This window comes from Pseudomonas sp. EA_35y_Pfl2_R5 (assembly GCF_963970805.1).
GTDB lineage: Bacteria > Pseudomonadota > Gammaproteobacteria > Pseudomonadales > Pseudomonadaceae > Aquipseudomonas.
On sequence record NZ_CAXAOW010000002.1, the window covers coordinates 235,389 to 250,686 of the forward strand.

The window sequence follows — 15,298 nt, forward strand, 5'->3', positions numbered from 1 at the left end:
TGCCTGAAATTCAATACCTTAGCGCCAAAGTGCAGAACTTAAGCATTCGTATTCATATTAATTTTAACTTTAAATTCAAATACTTAGGTTTGACAGCTGAAAACCATCGGCTCAAAATTTAACGCTAACTCCCCTGCAAGGCAGACGCAGATATGAAAGGCGACAAGAAGGTCATCCAGCATCTGAACAAGATCCTCGGTAACGAGCTGGTCGCGATCAACCAGTACTTCCTACACGCCCGCATGTATGAAGACTGGGGCCTGAAGAAGCTGGGCGAGCACGAGTACCACGAGTCGATCGACGAGATGAAGCATGCGGATAAGCTGATCAAGCGCATCCTCTTCCTTGAGGGTCTGCCCAACCTGCAAGATCTCGGCAAAATCCTGATAGGGGAAAACACCCAGGAAATGCTTGAGTGCGACCTGAAGATCGAACACAAGGCACATATCGACCTGAAAGCGGCGATTGCCTACTGCGAAAGCATCGGCGACTACGCCAGCCGCGAACTACTGGAAGAAATCCTCTGCTCCGAAGAAGACCACATCGACTGGCTGGAAACCCAGCTCAGCCTTATCCAGGCCGTGGGCCTGCAGAACTATCTGCAGTCGCAGATGGACGAATAAGAACCTGCTTACGATCAGCTACGCGTCGGCCCTGCGTCGTTAAAAACAGACTCGGAATGCTCATGTACAAAAGTACACTCCGCTTCCTCGCCTGTTTTTGCCTTGCAGGACTCTAGCTCGCAAGATCGCCAACAGGTTCTGCCGCGCATAACGCCGCTCCATAAACAACAAACCCCGCACTTGGCGGGGTTTGTTGTTTATGTGCAGCCGAATTAAGCGTCGGCTTTCTGCACAGCGCCCTTGATCAGACTCTGCAGTTCACCCTTCTCGAACATCTCGACCAGGATGTCGCTGCCGCCGACCAGTTCACCACCTACCCACAATTGCGGGAAGGTTGGCCAGTTGGCGTATTTAGGCAGGTTGGCGCGAATTTCTGGGTTTTGCAGGATGTCGACATAGGCGAATTTCTCGCCACAGGCCATCACTACCTGTGAAGCTTTGGAGGAAAAGCCGCACTGCGGAGCGTTCGGCGAGCCTTTCATGTACAGCAGAACCGTGTTGGCGGCGATCTGCTCTTTGATGGTTTCGATGATATCCATTGGGCACCTCAGGACTTAACTTACCCGACTCACGGGTCGGCACGGTGGCGGCATTGTAGCGAAAAGCCGAGCGTAATGCTCGGCCTTCCCTGCCGCTTCCGTCGGTTGCGCGGCTCTGTTAAGCAGCCTCGACCTCAACAGGCACCCCATTGAGCGCCGCATTGCCCGACAGACTGTCGAGCTGACGCTCATCGGTCAGATCATTGGCACTGGCGCCTGGCTGCTCGCTGGCGATGCTCATTTTCACGCCAGGCCGCGCATGACCCCAGCCATGCGGCAGGCTAACCACGCCAGCCATCATGTCTTCACTGGCGGCCACCTCTACCTCGATGACTCCGACCCGCGAACGCACACGCACCAACTGGCCATCAGTGAGTCCGCGCTGGTTTAGATCCGCCGGATGCATCAACAGCTGATGCCGCGGCTTGCCCTTAACCAGGCGGTGATAGTTGTGCATCCAGGAGTTATTGCTGCGCACGTGGCGCCGGCCAATCAGCAGCAACTCATCAGCCTTGGCGGTAGGCTGCGAGGCAAAGCGCTGCAGATCGGCCATGATCACCGCCGGCGCAGCCTGAATCTGCTTGTTGGCAGTTTTCAGGCGCCCGACCAAGTTGGGCTTGAGCGCGCCCAGGTCGAGTCCATGCGGATGCTCGCGCAGCGCAGCCAAAGACAGCTTATGTTCCGACTTGTCGCCGTAAGTACCAATGCGCAGACCCATATCGATCATCTGCTCAGGTGCCATGGTCGGCTTGAGTTCTACGCCGGTCTTGTTTGCAAAGGCCTTGGCCAGGCCGACAAAGATTTCCCAGTCATGCAGCGCGCCCGCCGGTTTGGCCAGCACTGCCTCATTGAAGCGGGTGACATTGCGCACCGCGAACATATTGAAGGTGGTGTCGTAATGGTCGTGCTCCAGCGGCCCGGTCGGCGGCAGGATCAGATCGGCATAGCGGGTGGTTTCATTGATGTAGAAGTCGATGCTGAGCATAAACTCCAGGCCATCCAGCGCCTGCTCCAGCTGCCGACCATTGGGCGTGGACAGCACCGGATTGCCAGCGACCGTAACCAGCGCACGCACCTGCCCTTCACCCTCGCTGAGCATTTCCTCGGCCAGGGCCGACACCGGCAATTCGCCGCCGTACTCCGGCAAGCCGGATACGCGACTCTGCCAGCGATTGAAATGCCCACCGGAAGTCGAGGCCACCAGATCCACGGCTGGCTCGGTGCAGAGCACACCACCGACGCGATCGAGGTTGCCGGTTACCAGGTTGATCAGCTGCACCAGCCACTGACACAGCGTGCCGAAGGCCTGGGTCGACACACCCATGCGGCCATAGCACACCGCCGATTCGGCAACGGCAAAGTCCCGCGCCAACTGGCGAATCGTTTGCGCCGGTACGCCACAGCGGGCGCTCATGGTTTCGGCAGTAAAACCGGCAATCGCCTGACGCACTTCATCCAGTCCTTCGACCGCCAGGTGACTGGCACGGCCAAGGTTTTCTTCAAACAAGGTGTTGAGCAGGCCGAACAGCAGCGCAGCATCCTGACCAGGGCGGACGAATACATGCTGGTCAGCAATCGCCGCAGTCTCGCTACGGCGTGGGTCGACCACCACCAGTTTGCCGCCGCGTTTCTGGATGGCCTTCAGCCGCTTTTCCACGTCCGGCACGGTCATGATGCTGCCGTTGGAAGCCAGCGGGTTGCCGCCAAGGATCAGCATAAAGTCCGTGTGGTCGATATCCGGAATCGGGATCAGTAGGCCATGGCCGTACATCAGGTAGCTGGTCAGGTGATGCGGCAGCTGATCGACCGAGGTCGCGGAATAACGGTTACGGGTTTTCAGCTGGCCGAGGAAGTAGTTGCTGTGGGTCATCAGGCCGTAGTTATGCACGCTCGGGTTACCCTGATAGACCGCCACGGCGTTCTGCCCATGCTGCGTCTGGATCACGCTCAGACGCTCGGCCACCAGTTCGAAGGCTTCATCCCAGCCGATGGCCTGCCACTCATTGCCGACGCGGCGCATGGGCTGGCGCAGGCGGTCTGGGTCGTTCTGGATATCCTGCAAGGCAACGGCCTTGGGGCAGATATGGCCGCGGCTGAAGCTGTCCTGGGCATCGCCCTTGATCGAGCGGATCTGCGTGGAACCGTCGTCTTGCACTTCGGTTTCAATGCTCAGGCCACAGATGGCTTCGCAAAGATGGCATGCACGGTGATGGAGGGTCTTGGTCATGGCCGGGCCTCTTGTTTTGATTCGATGCTCCAAGCACCGTAAAGCATGACTATGGCGGCTGTTCGGAGACTGCACCAGCAGGGTTCGCTACGTGAATTGCGCGGCATCAGGTCAGCGGATATAGGGATATTGTCCCCCGCTCGGCGCATCCAGGTACGGCAGGCAGTTTGCGCCTGATCGGCGTTTGCTTATAAGATCGCGACTTCCCCGTTTCGTCGCATAGTGCGGCCCCCCAGCCGTAGGTTCTGCCGTTTCTTCTATTTAACTAGGCCATTGAACCTGCGCCCTGCTGTCAAAAGGTAGTTAACGATGAGCGCAAGACACTTTCTCTCGCTGATGGATTGCACACCGGACGAACTGGTGAGCCTGATCCGCCGCGGCATGGAGCTGAAGGACTTGCGCAACCGCGGCGTACTGTTCGAGCCGCTTAAGAATCGCGTGCTGGGCATGATCTTCGAGAAGGCCTCGACCCGCACCCGCCTGTCGTTCGAAGCCGGGATGATTCAACTCGGCGGCCAGGCCATCTTCCTCTCGCCGCGTGATACCCAGCTGGGCCGTGGCGAGCCGATTGGCGACGCTGCAATCGTTATGTCGCGTATGCTCGATGCGGTAATGATCCGCACCTTCGCCCACAGCACCCTGACCGAATTTGCCGCCAACTCGCGCGTGCCCGTGATCAACGGCCTGTCCGATGACCTGCATCCCTGCCAATTGCTCGCCGATATGCAGACCTATCAGGAGCTGCGCGGCAGCATCAAGGGCAAGACCGTGGCCTGGATCGGCGACGGCAACAACATGTGCAACTCCTATATAGAAGCGGCCATGCAGTTCGACTTCCAGCTGCGTGTAGCTTGCCCCGAGGGCTACGAGCCGAACGCCAAGTTCCTCGCGGCTGCTGGCGAACGGGTACAGATCCTCCGCGACCCGCGCGCCGCCGCTGCTGGCGCCCACCTGGTAAGCACTGATGTGTGGGCCTCCATGGGTCAGGAAGACGAAGCAGCCGAACGCCTCAAGCTGTTCCAACCCTACCAGGTCAACCGAGCGTTGCTCGATGCCGCGGCAGAAGACGTGCTGTTCCTGCACTGCCTACCGGCCCACCGCGGCGAGGAAATCAGTGAGGACCTGCTCGACGACCCACGCTCGGCAGCCTGGGATCAAGCGGAAAACCGCCTGCATGCGCAGAAGGCGCTGCTCGAATTTTTGGTTGAGCCGGCGTACCACCACGCATGAACCAAACCCTGCTGAACCTGCGTGAGCTGAGCTGCGGCTACCCCGGACACAAGGTGGTGCAGAACCTCAACCTGCACCTCAATGCCGGCGATATCGGCTGCCTGCTCGGCCCTTCTGGCTGCGGCAAGACCACAACTCTGCGCGCGATTGCCGGCTTCGAGCCAGTGCTGGAAGGCGAGATTCAGCTGGCCGATCAGGTTATCTCCAAGGCCGGCTTTACCCTGGCCCCAGAGAAGCGCCGGATCGGCATGGTGTTCCAGGATTACGCACTGTTTCCGCACCTGAGCGTGGCCGAGAACATCGGCTTCGGCATCCGCAAACAAGCCAACTGCGAACGGATTACCCAGGAGCTAATGGAGCTGGTCAAACTCGGCCACCTCGGCAAGCGCTACCCGCACGAGCTGTCCGGCGGCCAACAGCAACGCGTGGCCCTGGCCCGCGCACTGGCCCCGGAACCGCAACTGCTGCTGCTCGACGAGCCGTTTTCAAACCTCGATGGCGAGCTGCGCCGGCGCTTGAGCCATGAGGTGCGCGATATCCTCAAGGCACGCGGCACCAGCGCGATTTTGGTGACCCATGACCAGGAAGAAGCCTTCGCCGTCAGCGATCACGTCGGCGTGTTCAAGGAAGGCAAACTGGAGCAGTGGGACACCCCGTTCAACCTTTACCACGAACCGCTAACGCCGTTTGTCGCGAGCTTTATCGGCCAGGGCTACTTTATTCGCGGCCAGCTGCTCAGCCCGGACTCCGTGCAGACCGAACTGGGCCTGATTCGTGGCAACCGCGCCTACACCTGGCCAACCGGCAGCGCGGTGGACGTGCTGCTGCGCCCGGACGATATCGTCTATGACCCGGACAGCACACAAAAGGCGCTGATCGTCGGCAAGACCTTCCTCGGTGCCGCCACCCTCTACCGCCTGCAGTTACCAACCGGCAGCCAGCTGGAATCAATCTTCCCCAGCCATGCTGACCACCTGCCCGGTCAGCAAGTCGGTATTCGCGTTGCCGCCGACCATCTGGTGGTATTCCCCGCGCCGGGCAGCATCGCCGCGCAGGTCAATCTGGGGGAGTCGGGAGTACGCCGCTACAGCAGCGACAGTTAACTCACGCCAACAATAGCCGGCCACTGGCAATCAACAGCGCCTGGCCGGCAATCTTCACCCGCTGACCAATCAGCTCGCAGTGCAACTCGCCGCCGCGCGCCGAACACTGGAAAGCACTCAGCCGGGACTTGTCCAAGCGCTGCGCCCAGTAAGGCGTAAGGATGCAATGGGTCGAACCCGTCACCGGGTCTTCATTGATGCCGATGGAGGGGGCAAAGTAACGCGAGACGAAGTCATGCTGAACACCAGGTGCGCTGATCAGCAAGCCCAGCCCTGGCAACTTGGCCACGGCTGCCAGATCAGGCCTATAAGCCCGCACCGCAGCCTCGTTCGGCAAAATGGCCAGCAGCTCCTGAATCCCCTGCCCTTCATACAACGCCAACACGCTGTCTACCGGCAGACCCAAAGCCAGTTCAACCTCTGCCTGTAAGTCGCACGACTGCGCCTGGCGCACAGGAAAATCCAGCACCAACTGGCCACCTGCACGGCTGACCCGTAGCGCGCCAGACAAGGAGGTGAAATCAATCACCTCACCCGGCTCGTCATAAACCTCGAACAGCACATGGGCACTGGCCAAGGTGGCATGCCCGCACAGCGGCACCTCCGCCGCCGGGGTAAACCAGCGGATATGCCAGCTTGCGCCGTCCCGTACCAAAAAAGCGGTTTCCGCCAGGTTGTGCTCGGCGGCAATCTGTTGCATCAGCGCATCGTCAAGCCAGCTATCCAGGCAATACACCATCGCTGGATTACCGGTAAATGGCTGCGTGGCAAAAGCATCTACCTGATGAAATTCAAGTTGCATGGGGCGACTTTCCTTATCTGTGATTGAGCAAAGCATGCCGCAGCACGCCAACGTACGCCCACTACAGCGGCCGACAATTGCGCCGGTACAGCTGCACTGTCTGAATGCGTACCGGGCTGCGACGGTGCACCGACTAATCGCAAAAGGTTCTTAAAAACCCACTAATTCTTAACAAATCAGCAGCTTATAAATTCTGGCACGCCGCCTGCTATGAGCCATCCCGGTCAGCACAACGGCGTGTCTGCCACTCAACCGACAACGACGTCACAGCACCCTCTCCTTTCGAGACATGGGCACTGTGGCGTTTTTTTTTGCGTTTTTGGCTTACAGGAAGACCGCTATGCGCATGATTAAACCGTCCCTGCTGTCACTGGCCATTGCCAGCGCCACCCTCAGCCACGCCGTTATCGCCGATGAGGCATTCAGCAACCTGTTCACCCAGGGCAAGCCGATTGTCGATGCTCGCTATCGCTTTGAACACGTCGACCAGGACAACGCCTTGAACAACGCCAACGCCCAGACCCTGCGCACCCGTATCGGTTTTCAGAGCGGTAAGTGGTACGGCCTCTCGGCGCTGATCGAAGCCGATAATGTCAGTCGCATCGGCGATGCCAGCTACAACAGCACACGCAATGGTCAGGGTGACTACTCAGTGGTCGCCGACCCGGACGGCAGTGAGGTCAACCAGGCCCTGCTGCGCTATGACCATCACTACGGCAGTGCAGTACTCGGTCGCCAGCGCATCAACCTGGACAACCAGCGCTTCGTTGGCGGCGTAGCTTGGCGGCAGAACGAGCAGACCTACGACGGCGTGCTCGGCCAGCTCAAGCCCCTGGACGGACTGACGCTGACCTATGCCTATATCGACAACATCAACAGCATCTTCGGCCCCGGCGACAATCGCTTCGATACCGCCGCCAACCCGGCCAATATCGAAGGCCACAGCCACCTGCTCAATACCCAATACGTGCTGATGCCAGAGCTGACCGCCACCGCCTACCAGTATCGCCTCGGTCTGGACAATCTGGCCGCCGGCAGCCAGTCGAGCAAAACCACTGGCCTGCGTCTCAATGGTGCCATCGCTGGCGTTAGCTACGTGCTGGAATATGCGCAGCAAAGCGAATACGCGGACAACCCGCTGGATCTCGACAGCGATTATTACCTGGCCGAACTTGGTTACAGCCTCAAGGGCGTGGCACTGAAGGCCGGCTACGAAGTACTCGGCGGTGATTCTGGCCTTGGCAACCGAGCGTTCCAGACGCCACTGGCGACCAAGCACGCGTTCCAGGGCTGGGCCGATATCTTCCTGCTGACACCGGCCGCCGGTGTCGAGGATGCTTATGTAGGCCTGACCGCACCGTTACTGGGTGGCACCCTGCAGGCCTGGTACCACGACTTTCGTGCCGAGGAAGGCAGCAGCCAGTACGGTGAGGAAATCAATGTTTCCTACGCCCACCCGATTCCAGGCGTGAAGGGCCTGGTTGGGCTGGTCAAATACGCCAGCTACGATGCCGACGACTTCTCTGTCGACACCGACAAGCTCTGGGTACAGCTGCAATACAGCTACTGACAGCCCCGCCCCCCGATCTACTAATGGACGCGCGGCGCTGGCGCCGCGCGTTTGTGGAGAGCCCTATGAATAGTCGTCTTATCGTTCCCCTGATCCTGCTCTGCAGCCTGCTCAGCCCAACAGCCTGGGCCACCATTAACGCGGCCGAAGCGATGAACCTGTCGGGCATGCAGCGCATGCTCAGCCAGCGTATTGCCAAAAGCTACCTGATGCTGGGGGCCGGGATTCGCCCTGAGCAAGCCGAACAACAACTCGACCAAAGCATTGCCAAATTCGAAAGCAACTACCTGGCCCTGAGCGAATACGCCCCCACCGCAGAAATCCGCAGCGCCCTGCTAACGGCCGGCGCAACCTGGCAGCGTTACCGCGAACTGGCGTTGTCGCGTCCCGATAAGCAACAAGCACTACTGGTACTGGAACTCAGTGACCAGTTGCTGAGCCACAGCGAGCAGGTGGTGCAACTACTTGAACGCCACAGCGGTGGCGGCAACGCGATGCTGGTCAACCGCAGCGGTCGCCAACGCATGCTCAGCCAACGTATCGCCAAACTGTACCTGGCCATCAGCTGGCGTTTACCGGTCGAGGGCCTGCAGCAGAGCTTCGAGCAAGCCGTCGGCGAATTTGAAGTGACCCTGCAAGAGCTGCAGCAGGCCAGCCAGAACACCGCCCAAATCAGCAAGGGCCTGACCCAGGCCGAAGCGCAATGGCGCTTTACCCGCGCAGGATTCAATCTGGCTAGCGATTCACGCTACGTGCCGACAGTAATCGCCACCACGACCGAGACCCTGCTGTGGCAGATGAACGAGCTGACCAGTCAGTATGAAGGGGTAATGCTGGCGGGCTCATGAGCCCTGCAGGAGCCCGCTTGCGGTGGTCCGGCAATGCGGGCGAGCGCTTGAAACGACAAGCACCGCCAGCAAACGTGCACCTAGAGCGCGTTAACCTCAGCCCTCGCTGCGCACCCGTTTCACCGCATCCAGCCAACCGTCATAGAGTTTGCTGCGGTGGTTACCCGCCATCCGTGGATCGAAGCGCTGCTGACGGTGCCAATGCCGAGCGATGCTTGCCAGATCCTTGTAAATACCGGCATGCAATCCAGCCAGATAAGCCACACCGAGGGCTGTGGTTTCGGTGACCTCCGGACGTTCCACCGGCACCCCGAGGATGTCGGCAAGAAATTGCATAACCCAGTTGTTTTCCACCATGCCGCCATCGACCCGCAACGCACTTGGCTCGGCCGCGCCATCCTGGCGCATGGCTTCGAGCAGGTCACGGGTCTGGTAACACACCGACTGCAGCCCGGCGGTGACGATTTCCTTGATCCCGGTGTCGCGGGTCAGACCAAAAATTGCACCCCGGGCTTTCGGGTCCCAGTACGGCGCCCCCAGCCCGGTAAACGCCGGCACCAGATACACGCCACAGGCATCACCGGTCTGCTCGGCCATGGCCTCGGTATCGCGGGCATGGTTGATCAGCTTGATGCCATCGCGCAGCCACTGCACAGCGGCGCCGGCAACAAAGATGCTGCCCTCAACCGCATAAGTGACCTTGCCGTTAAGACGATAGCCGACGGTGGTCAGCAAGCGGTTTTTCGAGGTGACCGGCGTACTACCGGTGTTCTGGATCATGAAGCAGCCCGTGCCGTAGGTGCTTTTGACCATGCCCGGTTCAAAGCAGGCCTGGCCGATCAGCGCGGCCTGCTGATCACCAGCCATACCGAACACAGGAATGAGCGCACCGAGCAGATTGGCTTCGGTGATGCCGAAATCAGCGGCGCAATCGAGCACCTCGGGCAACAGGCTGGCGGGAATCTCGAACAGTTTGAGCAACTCCTCATCCCACTGCTGGGTGTGGATGTTGAACAGCAGGGTGCGCGAGGCGTTGCTGGCATCGGTCTTGTGTGACTTGCCACCGGTCAAACGCCACAGCAGGAAGGAGTCCACGGTGCCAAACCGTAGCTCGCCGCGTTCGGCGCGCTCGCGGGCGCCAGGCACCTTTTGCAAAATCCAGCGCAGTTTGGTTGCCGAGAAATACGGATCGATCAACAGCCCAGTCTTGGCCGCCACGGCAGCCTCATGCCCGGCTTCTTTCAACTCGGCGCAGTAATCGGCGGTGCGGCGGTCCTGCCAGACAATCGCCGGGTGAATCGGCGCACCGGTCTGCGCATCCCAAACCAGAGTGGTTTCACGCTGATTGGTAATACCGATAGCGGCCACATCACTGGCATTCAAGCCGCTCTGTTTGAGAGCTTCGCGGCAGACCTTCAGGGTGCTCAGCCACAGCTCTTCGCCATCATGCTCAACCCATCCGTCCTGAGGGAAATACTGCTTGAACTCCTGCTGCGCGCGAGCGATGGGCAAGCCCTGAGCACTGAAGACAATCGCCCGGCTGCTGGTAGTGCCTTGGTCGATGGCAAGCAGGTAATGAGACATGCAGATTTCCTTGTTTTTATAAGTTGAAAAATTGAACGACTAGCCGCGTCCGATGGGCGCAAACAGCGCCTGCGTTAGCTGCGCCAGCACAGCGGCTTCCAGCTGCACTTCCAGCCCGCGCCGCCCGGCGCTGACGTAGACACTGGCAAACTGCTGCGCAGACTCATCGATAAAAGTGCGCAAACGCTTCTTCTGCCCCAGCGGGCTGATGCCACCAAGCAGGTAACCGGTAGCCCGTTGCGCTGAGGCGGGGTCGGCCATATCGGCTTTTTTCACCCCGGCGGCGTGAGCCAGGGCTTTCAGATCCAGCGTACCGGCTACAGGCACTACCGCTACCAGCAACTCGCCCTTTTCACTGGCAGCCAACAGAGTCTTGAACACCTGAGCAGGTTCAAGATTGAGCTTTTCCGCAGCTTCCAGACCATAGGAAGCCGCCTTCGGATCGTGGTGATAACTGTGCACTTGGTGCGCAGCTTCGGCTTTTTTCAGCAGATCAATGGCAGGCGTCATGTTCGAATGTGAAAACAATCTGACAAAGTTGGCGTACCTTAGCCTCAATTTGGCTGCGACGACAGCCTATAATGTCGCGCACTTTAAAGGACTCACCATGACCCTGCCGCCCCGCCAACACGATATTCTCGAACTTGCCCGCGAGCGCGGCTATGTCAGCATCGACGAGTTGGCCCAGGCATTTGCCGTTACCCCGCAGACCATTCGCCGCGACATCAACCAGCTCGCCGAGCAGGGCCTGCTGCGTCGCACCCACGGCGGCGCAGCGAGTGAAAGTTCCAGTACGCAGAACACCGCCTACAGCATGCGCGCCGGGCAGATGCGCGATGAAAAGCAGCGCATCGCCGCCGCCATCGCCGCGCAAATCCCCAACCACGCCTCGCTCTTCATCAACATCGGCACCACCACCGAAGCCATTGCCCGTGAGCTGCTCGGCCACAAGGGTCTGAAGATCATCACCAACAACCTACACGTGGCCGCCCAGCTCAGTGCCAAAGCGGACTTCGAGGTGCTACTGGCCGGCGGCACGGTGCGCAGCGACGGCGGTATCGTCGGCCAGGCGGCGGTGGATTTTATCCAGCAGTTCAAGGTCGATTTCGCCCTGGTCGGCATCAGCGGCATCGATGAAGACGGCAGCCTGCTCGACTTCGACTACCAGGAAGTACGGGTCTCCCAGGCGATTATTAACAATGCGCGCCAGGTATTTCTGGCCGTCGACTCCAGCAAGTTCGGCCGCAACGCTGTGGTGCGCCTGGGCTCGGTCACCCTGGTCGATCGGGTATTTACCGATGCTGCGCCGTCCACTGCGATCAACCGCCTGCTCGCAGAGCACAAAGTGCATCTCGACCTGGTGTAAACCCGCCAGCGCAGGCCAGGCAACCGCTTAGCCCCACTCCTCAGCCGACACCTGACAACCGCCGGGCGCGAAAGCGCACTTCGGGGTGGCGAAGTCGTGCATATTCGACTAGCATATTTTCGAAAGTGAACATTTTAAGTTCAATACTGACTTTCGGTGCCGCCATGTCTACTCATCCCGCCAGCAACACCCCACTCGCTGAAGTCTATGACCTTGCCGTGATCGGCGGCGGCATCAATGGTGTCGGGATTGCCGCCGATGCGGCAGGGCGCGGCCTGTCCGTATTCCTTTGCGAAAAGGACGACCTGGCGCAGCACACCTCATCGGCCAGCAGCAAGCTGATCCACGGCGGCCTGCGCTACCTGGAGCACTATGAGTTTCGCCTGGTGCGAGAGGCGCTGGCCGAGCGCGAAGTGCTGCTGAACAAGGCCCCACATATCGTCAAGCCCATGCGTTTTATCCTGCCGCACCGCCCGCACCTGCGGCCGGCCTGGATGATCCGCGCCGGACTGTTTCTCTATGACCACCTGGGCAAGCGCGAGAAGCTGGCCGGTTCACGCGGCCTGCGTTTCGGCGCCGGAAGCCCGCTGCAAGCGGAGATCAGCCGCGGTTTCGAATACTCCGATTGCTGGGTCGATGACGCCCGCCTGGTGGTACTCAATGCCATGGCTGCCCGCGAACAAGGCGCACACGTGCACAGCCGCACCCGCTGCGTCAGTGCACGACGCAGCAAGGGCCTGTGGCATATCCATCTGGAGCGCAGTGACGGCAGCCTGTTCTCGATTCGCGCCCGCGCCCTGGTCAACGCCGCCGGCCCTTGGGTGGCGCGCTTTATTCGCGAAGACCTGAAGCAGCAATCGCCGTACGGCATCCGCTTGATCCAGGGCAGCCATATCGTTGTGCCGCGCCTGTTCGACGGCGAGCAGGCCTACATCCTGCAAAACGAAGACCGCCGCATCGTCTTCGCCATACCCTACCAAGAGCGCTTCACCCTGATCGGCACCACGGACCGTGAATACCAAGGCGACCCAGCCAAGGTGGCGATCAGTGAGGAAGAAACCGACTACCTGCTGAATGTGGTCAACGCCCACTTCAAGAAGCAGATTCAGCGCAGCGATATCCTTCACACCTACGCGGGTGTGCGGCCGCTGTGCGATGACGAGTCGGACGACCCATCGGCGGTCACCCGCGACTACACCCTGTCAATGTCTGGTCACCCTGGCGAAGCGCCGCTGCTCTCAGTGTTCGGCGGCAAGCTCACGACCTACCGCAAGCTCGCCGAATCCGCGTTGGCGCAACTGGGGCCCTTCTTTCCCAAGATGGGCCCCAGCTGGACCGCCAGCAGCCTGCTACCCGGCGCGGAGCAGCTGGACAGCCAAAGCACGCTGGTGGAGGCGCTGTGCGCCCGCTTTGGCTGGCTGCCCACCTCACTGGCGCGGCGCTGGGCCAGCACCTACGGCAGCCGCAGCTGGGTGATGCTCAAAGGTGTCAGCAACCTCAGCGACCTTGGCGAACACCTGGGCGGCGGCCTATACACCCGTGAAGTCGACTACCTGTGCCAGGAAGAATGGGCCATGCAGGCGGACGATATTCTCTGGCGCCGCAGCAAACTCGGCCTGTTCACCACCCCGACGCAGCAGGCCAAACTCGACAGCTACCTGCGCATCCAATCACCGCGTAGCCCGGAAGATGCGCACGCGGCATGAGCGTCAACACCATATAAATCGCAGCCATAAAAATGATCAGGAATCATTATTAGCGTCGCGCAGCGACGGCCCGCAGGGTAGCCGCTATGGATGGCAGGCATAAAAAAGGGCGACCGAAGTCGCCCAAATTGCCTTGCGTGCCCCTTCGAACCGATTCAAAGCCTGCTGCACGGGCCTTGAATCGATCCTTCCAGCAGAATCAGCTCTGCTTGCGCTTGTGCGAATCCTGCCAGATGAAATAACCGACACCGGCGAAGAAGGCGACCATCAGACCGACGGTGCCGATACCGGCGAGAACTACGACATCGATAAACATGGTTGCCTCCTGCGTGAAGCCTGTGTGGGTATGGCTTCAAATTAACAGGGGCTGCAGAGGCGCTATTGATCCAGATCAACAAGCGGCGGGCGCTGGTAGGATGAAGCTGTCCTTAGCTGATCCAGATCAATAAATCAGCCTATAGCAGAGCGGCTTCAAGGCTTTTTGGGTTTGCCCTTGGGTTTTTTCTTGCCCTTAGGCAGCGGCAGGGCCTGCTCGAAGGCATCACGCATTTCATTGAGTTTCTTGTCGCGCAGGTCATGGATGCGCTTGTCGCGCTCGGCGGCGAAATCAATCAGCTTGTCGTCTTTGCTCATGGTCTCGGCTTGATCAAACGAAAGGTCAGGTTCAAACGTGGCGCACAGGCGCTGCGCGTCTTCGCCACTTGATGCTGCCAATAATGCTGGGTTGGCCCGCGCATGACCAGCAGCGAACCATGTTGCAGCGGCAACGAGTGCTCAATACGGCTCTGCCCTTTACGGCGCAGATCGAAGCGGCGAGTGCCTCCCAGGTTCAGCGAGGCAACCAGCGGATCGGGGCCCAACTCGGCTTCATCGTCGCTGTGCCAGCCCATGGAATCCTGGCCATCCCGGTAGTAGTTGAGCAACGCGCCATTCAGCGGCTGCCCCACCGCCTGCTCCACCTGCGCACGAATCAGGGCCAGCAGTGGCGTCCAGGGCAGCGGCTGATGAGTTTGCCCAGAGTAGCGGTAACTGGCCTCGGCATCGCCATACCAAGCCACTAGACGCGGCACAGGCAACTGCCGCCCGTAGATCTGCACCTGCGGCTGCTGCCAGGGCGTTTGCGCGCTCAACTCGGCTAGCCAGTGGTCGGCGGTCGCTAAATCCAGCCACTGCGCATGCAGCTGCAAGTCAGCGTTGGGCAGCTGCAATGGGCTGTCGGCAAATAGATCCATGGATAAATCACTCAAACTTCCACATCCACCCACAGCCCCTGGCGCGGCAGCTCACTGATCACGGCCTCATCAGCCTCGGCCACTTCGCCTTCGGCCAGCTCTTCTGGGCTGTAGCCATGGCGACGTTGCCGCCGACGTTGCTCCTCGCGCAGCAGGGCCTCGGCTTCCTGCGGGTGGCGCTTATCCAGGCTGACGCCACTTTCCTTGGCGCTTTCGGCCGTGGCGGTAACTGGCGGGATCTCCGGACGCGGCTTGACCACGTCCTGCTGAACGGTCACCGGAACCAGGCTGTGAGGAATCGGCGGCAGCATCTATTAGCCCTCCTTTGGTCAGACTGTCGGCCAGCCAAGCCACGACTTGAGCCCCGTCTCGCTACACTTTCGAGCTACCTAACCACACAAAGTGCCCGATGCGCAGCAATGCGCCTTGGGCCTGAGCGCAGGGTTCCGTTAACATAGTCGGCTTTTT

General features: G+C 60.1%; 16 protein-coding genes. 7 read left to right on the forward strand and 9 right to left on the reverse strand.

Annotated features, from left to right (window positions below):
- Window positions 1-152: 152 nt before the first annotated feature.
- Window positions 153-623 carry a bacterioferritin gene (gene bfr / locus AACX99_RS05015; protein WP_339409985.1) on the forward strand — a complete coding sequence of 157 codons (471 nt, stop codon included), beginning with the start codon at window positions 153-155 and terminating at the stop codon, window positions 621-623.
- Window positions 624-835: 212 nt separating this feature from the next.
- On the opposite strand, the gene grxD is transcribed toward bfr, so the two are convergent.
- Together grxD and AACX99_RS05025 are read right to left on the reverse strand one after the other, a co-directional pair.
- Complete coding sequence (gene grxD, locus AACX99_RS05020) at window positions 836-1,162, reverse strand: Grx4 family monothiol glutaredoxin (protein WP_339409986.1); 327 nt, start codon at window positions 1,160-1,162, stop codon at window positions 836-838.
- A gap of 118 nt (window positions 1,163-1,280) precedes the next feature.
- Window positions 1,281-3,389 (reverse strand): molybdopterin oxidoreductase family protein, encoded by a 2,109-nt coding sequence (locus AACX99_RS05025; protein WP_339409987.1) that lies wholly within the window; start codon window positions 3,387-3,389, stop codon window positions 1,281-1,283.
- Window positions 3,390-3,698: 309 nt separating this feature from the next.
- On the opposite strand from AACX99_RS05025, the gene argF reads away from it, so the two are divergent.
- Both argF and AACX99_RS05035 read left to right on the forward strand, forming a co-directional pair.
- Complete coding sequence (gene argF, locus AACX99_RS05030; RefSeq protein ID WP_339409988.1) at window positions 3,699-4,619, forward strand: ornithine carbamoyltransferase; 921 nt, start codon at window positions 3,699-3,701, stop codon at window positions 4,617-4,619.
- Window positions 4,616-5,722: an ABC transporter ATP-binding protein gene (locus tag AACX99_RS05035; protein WP_339409989.1), complete on the forward strand. Its 1,107-nt coding sequence runs from the start codon at window positions 4,616-4,618 to the stop codon at window positions 5,720-5,722. The genes argF and AACX99_RS05035 overlap by 4 nt, the downstream gene beginning before the upstream one ends.
- A 1-nt stretch (window position 5,723) precedes the next feature.
- Here the strand turns inward: AACX99_RS05035 and AACX99_RS05040 are convergent, their stop codons facing one another.
- Window positions 5,724-6,524 carry a PhzF family phenazine biosynthesis protein gene (locus tag AACX99_RS05040; protein ID WP_339409991.1) on the reverse strand — a complete coding sequence of 267 codons (801 nt, stop codon included), beginning with the start codon at window positions 6,522-6,524 and terminating at the stop codon, window positions 5,724-5,726.
- A 340-nt stretch (window positions 6,525-6,864) separates the two neighbouring features.
- Here AACX99_RS05040 and AACX99_RS05045 point away from each other — a divergent pair, with 340 nt between their 5' ends.
- On the forward strand, window positions 6,865-8,094 hold the full coding sequence (locus AACX99_RS05045) for a hypothetical protein (protein WP_339409993.1): 1,230 nt from the start codon (window positions 6,865-6,867) through the stop codon (window positions 8,092-8,094).
- Between the two features lie 65 nt (window positions 8,095-8,159).
- Window positions 8,160-8,942, forward strand: a complete 783-nt coding sequence (locus AACX99_RS05050) for a type IV pili methyl-accepting chemotaxis transducer N-terminal domain-containing protein (RefSeq protein ID WP_339409995.1) — start codon at window positions 8,160-8,162, stop codon at window positions 8,940-8,942.
- A gap of 96 nt (window positions 8,943-9,038) precedes the next feature.
- Here AACX99_RS05050 and glpK read toward each other — a convergent pair whose 3' ends face one another.
- Both glpK and ybaK read right to left on the reverse strand, forming a co-directional pair.
- A complete protein-coding gene (glpK, locus tag AACX99_RS05055; protein WP_339409997.1) occupies window positions 9,039-10,526 on the reverse strand; it encodes a glycerol kinase GlpK in 1,488 nt (495 codons plus the stop codon).
- 39 nt (window positions 10,527-10,565) lie between these two features.
- Window positions 10,566-11,036, reverse strand: coding sequence for a Cys-tRNA(Pro) deacylase (gene ybaK, locus AACX99_RS05060; RefSeq protein WP_339409998.1), 471 nt, complete (start codon window positions 11,034-11,036; stop codon window positions 10,566-10,568).
- A gap of 97 nt (window positions 11,037-11,133) precedes the next feature.
- Here ybaK and AACX99_RS05065 point away from each other — a divergent pair, with 97 nt between their 5' ends.
- Both AACX99_RS05065 and glpD read left to right on the forward strand, forming a co-directional pair.
- Entirely contained in the window at window positions 11,134-11,892 is a 759-nt protein-coding gene (locus AACX99_RS05065; protein WP_339409999.1) for a DeoR family transcriptional regulator, read from the forward strand.
- A gap of 164 nt (window positions 11,893-12,056) precedes the next feature.
- A complete protein-coding gene (gene glpD, locus AACX99_RS05070; protein WP_339410000.1) occupies window positions 12,057-13,598 on the forward strand; it encodes a glycerol-3-phosphate dehydrogenase in 1,542 nt (513 codons plus the stop codon).
- Window positions 13,599-13,797: 199 nt separating this feature from the next.
- Here the strand turns inward: glpD and ccoM are convergent, their stop codons facing one another.
- From ccoM to AACX99_RS05090, 4 genes are all read right to left on the reverse strand, one after another.
- Window positions 13,798-13,914 (reverse strand): cytochrome c oxidase subunit CcoM, encoded by a 117-nt coding sequence (gene ccoM / locus AACX99_RS05075; protein ID WP_325175658.1) that lies wholly within the window; start codon window positions 13,912-13,914, stop codon window positions 13,798-13,800.
- A gap of 155 nt (window positions 13,915-14,069) precedes the next feature.
- On the reverse strand, window positions 14,070-14,231 hold the full coding sequence (locus AACX99_RS05080; protein ID WP_090248299.1) for a hypothetical protein: 162 nt from the start codon (window positions 14,229-14,231) through the stop codon (window positions 14,070-14,072).
- Window positions 14,228-14,830 (reverse strand): alpha-ketoglutarate-dependent dioxygenase AlkB family protein, encoded by a 603-nt coding sequence (locus AACX99_RS05085; protein ID WP_339410566.1) that lies wholly within the window; start codon window positions 14,828-14,830, stop codon window positions 14,228-14,230. Before AACX99_RS05085 ends, AACX99_RS05080 begins: the two co-directional genes overlap by 4 nt.
- Before the next feature lie 11 nt (window positions 14,831-14,841).
- On the reverse strand, window positions 14,842-15,141 hold the full coding sequence (locus tag AACX99_RS05090) for an aspartate-semialdehyde dehydrogenase (RefSeq protein WP_339410001.1): 300 nt from the start codon (window positions 15,139-15,141) through the stop codon (window positions 14,842-14,844).
- Between the last annotated feature and the right edge of the window lie 157 nt (window positions 15,142-15,298).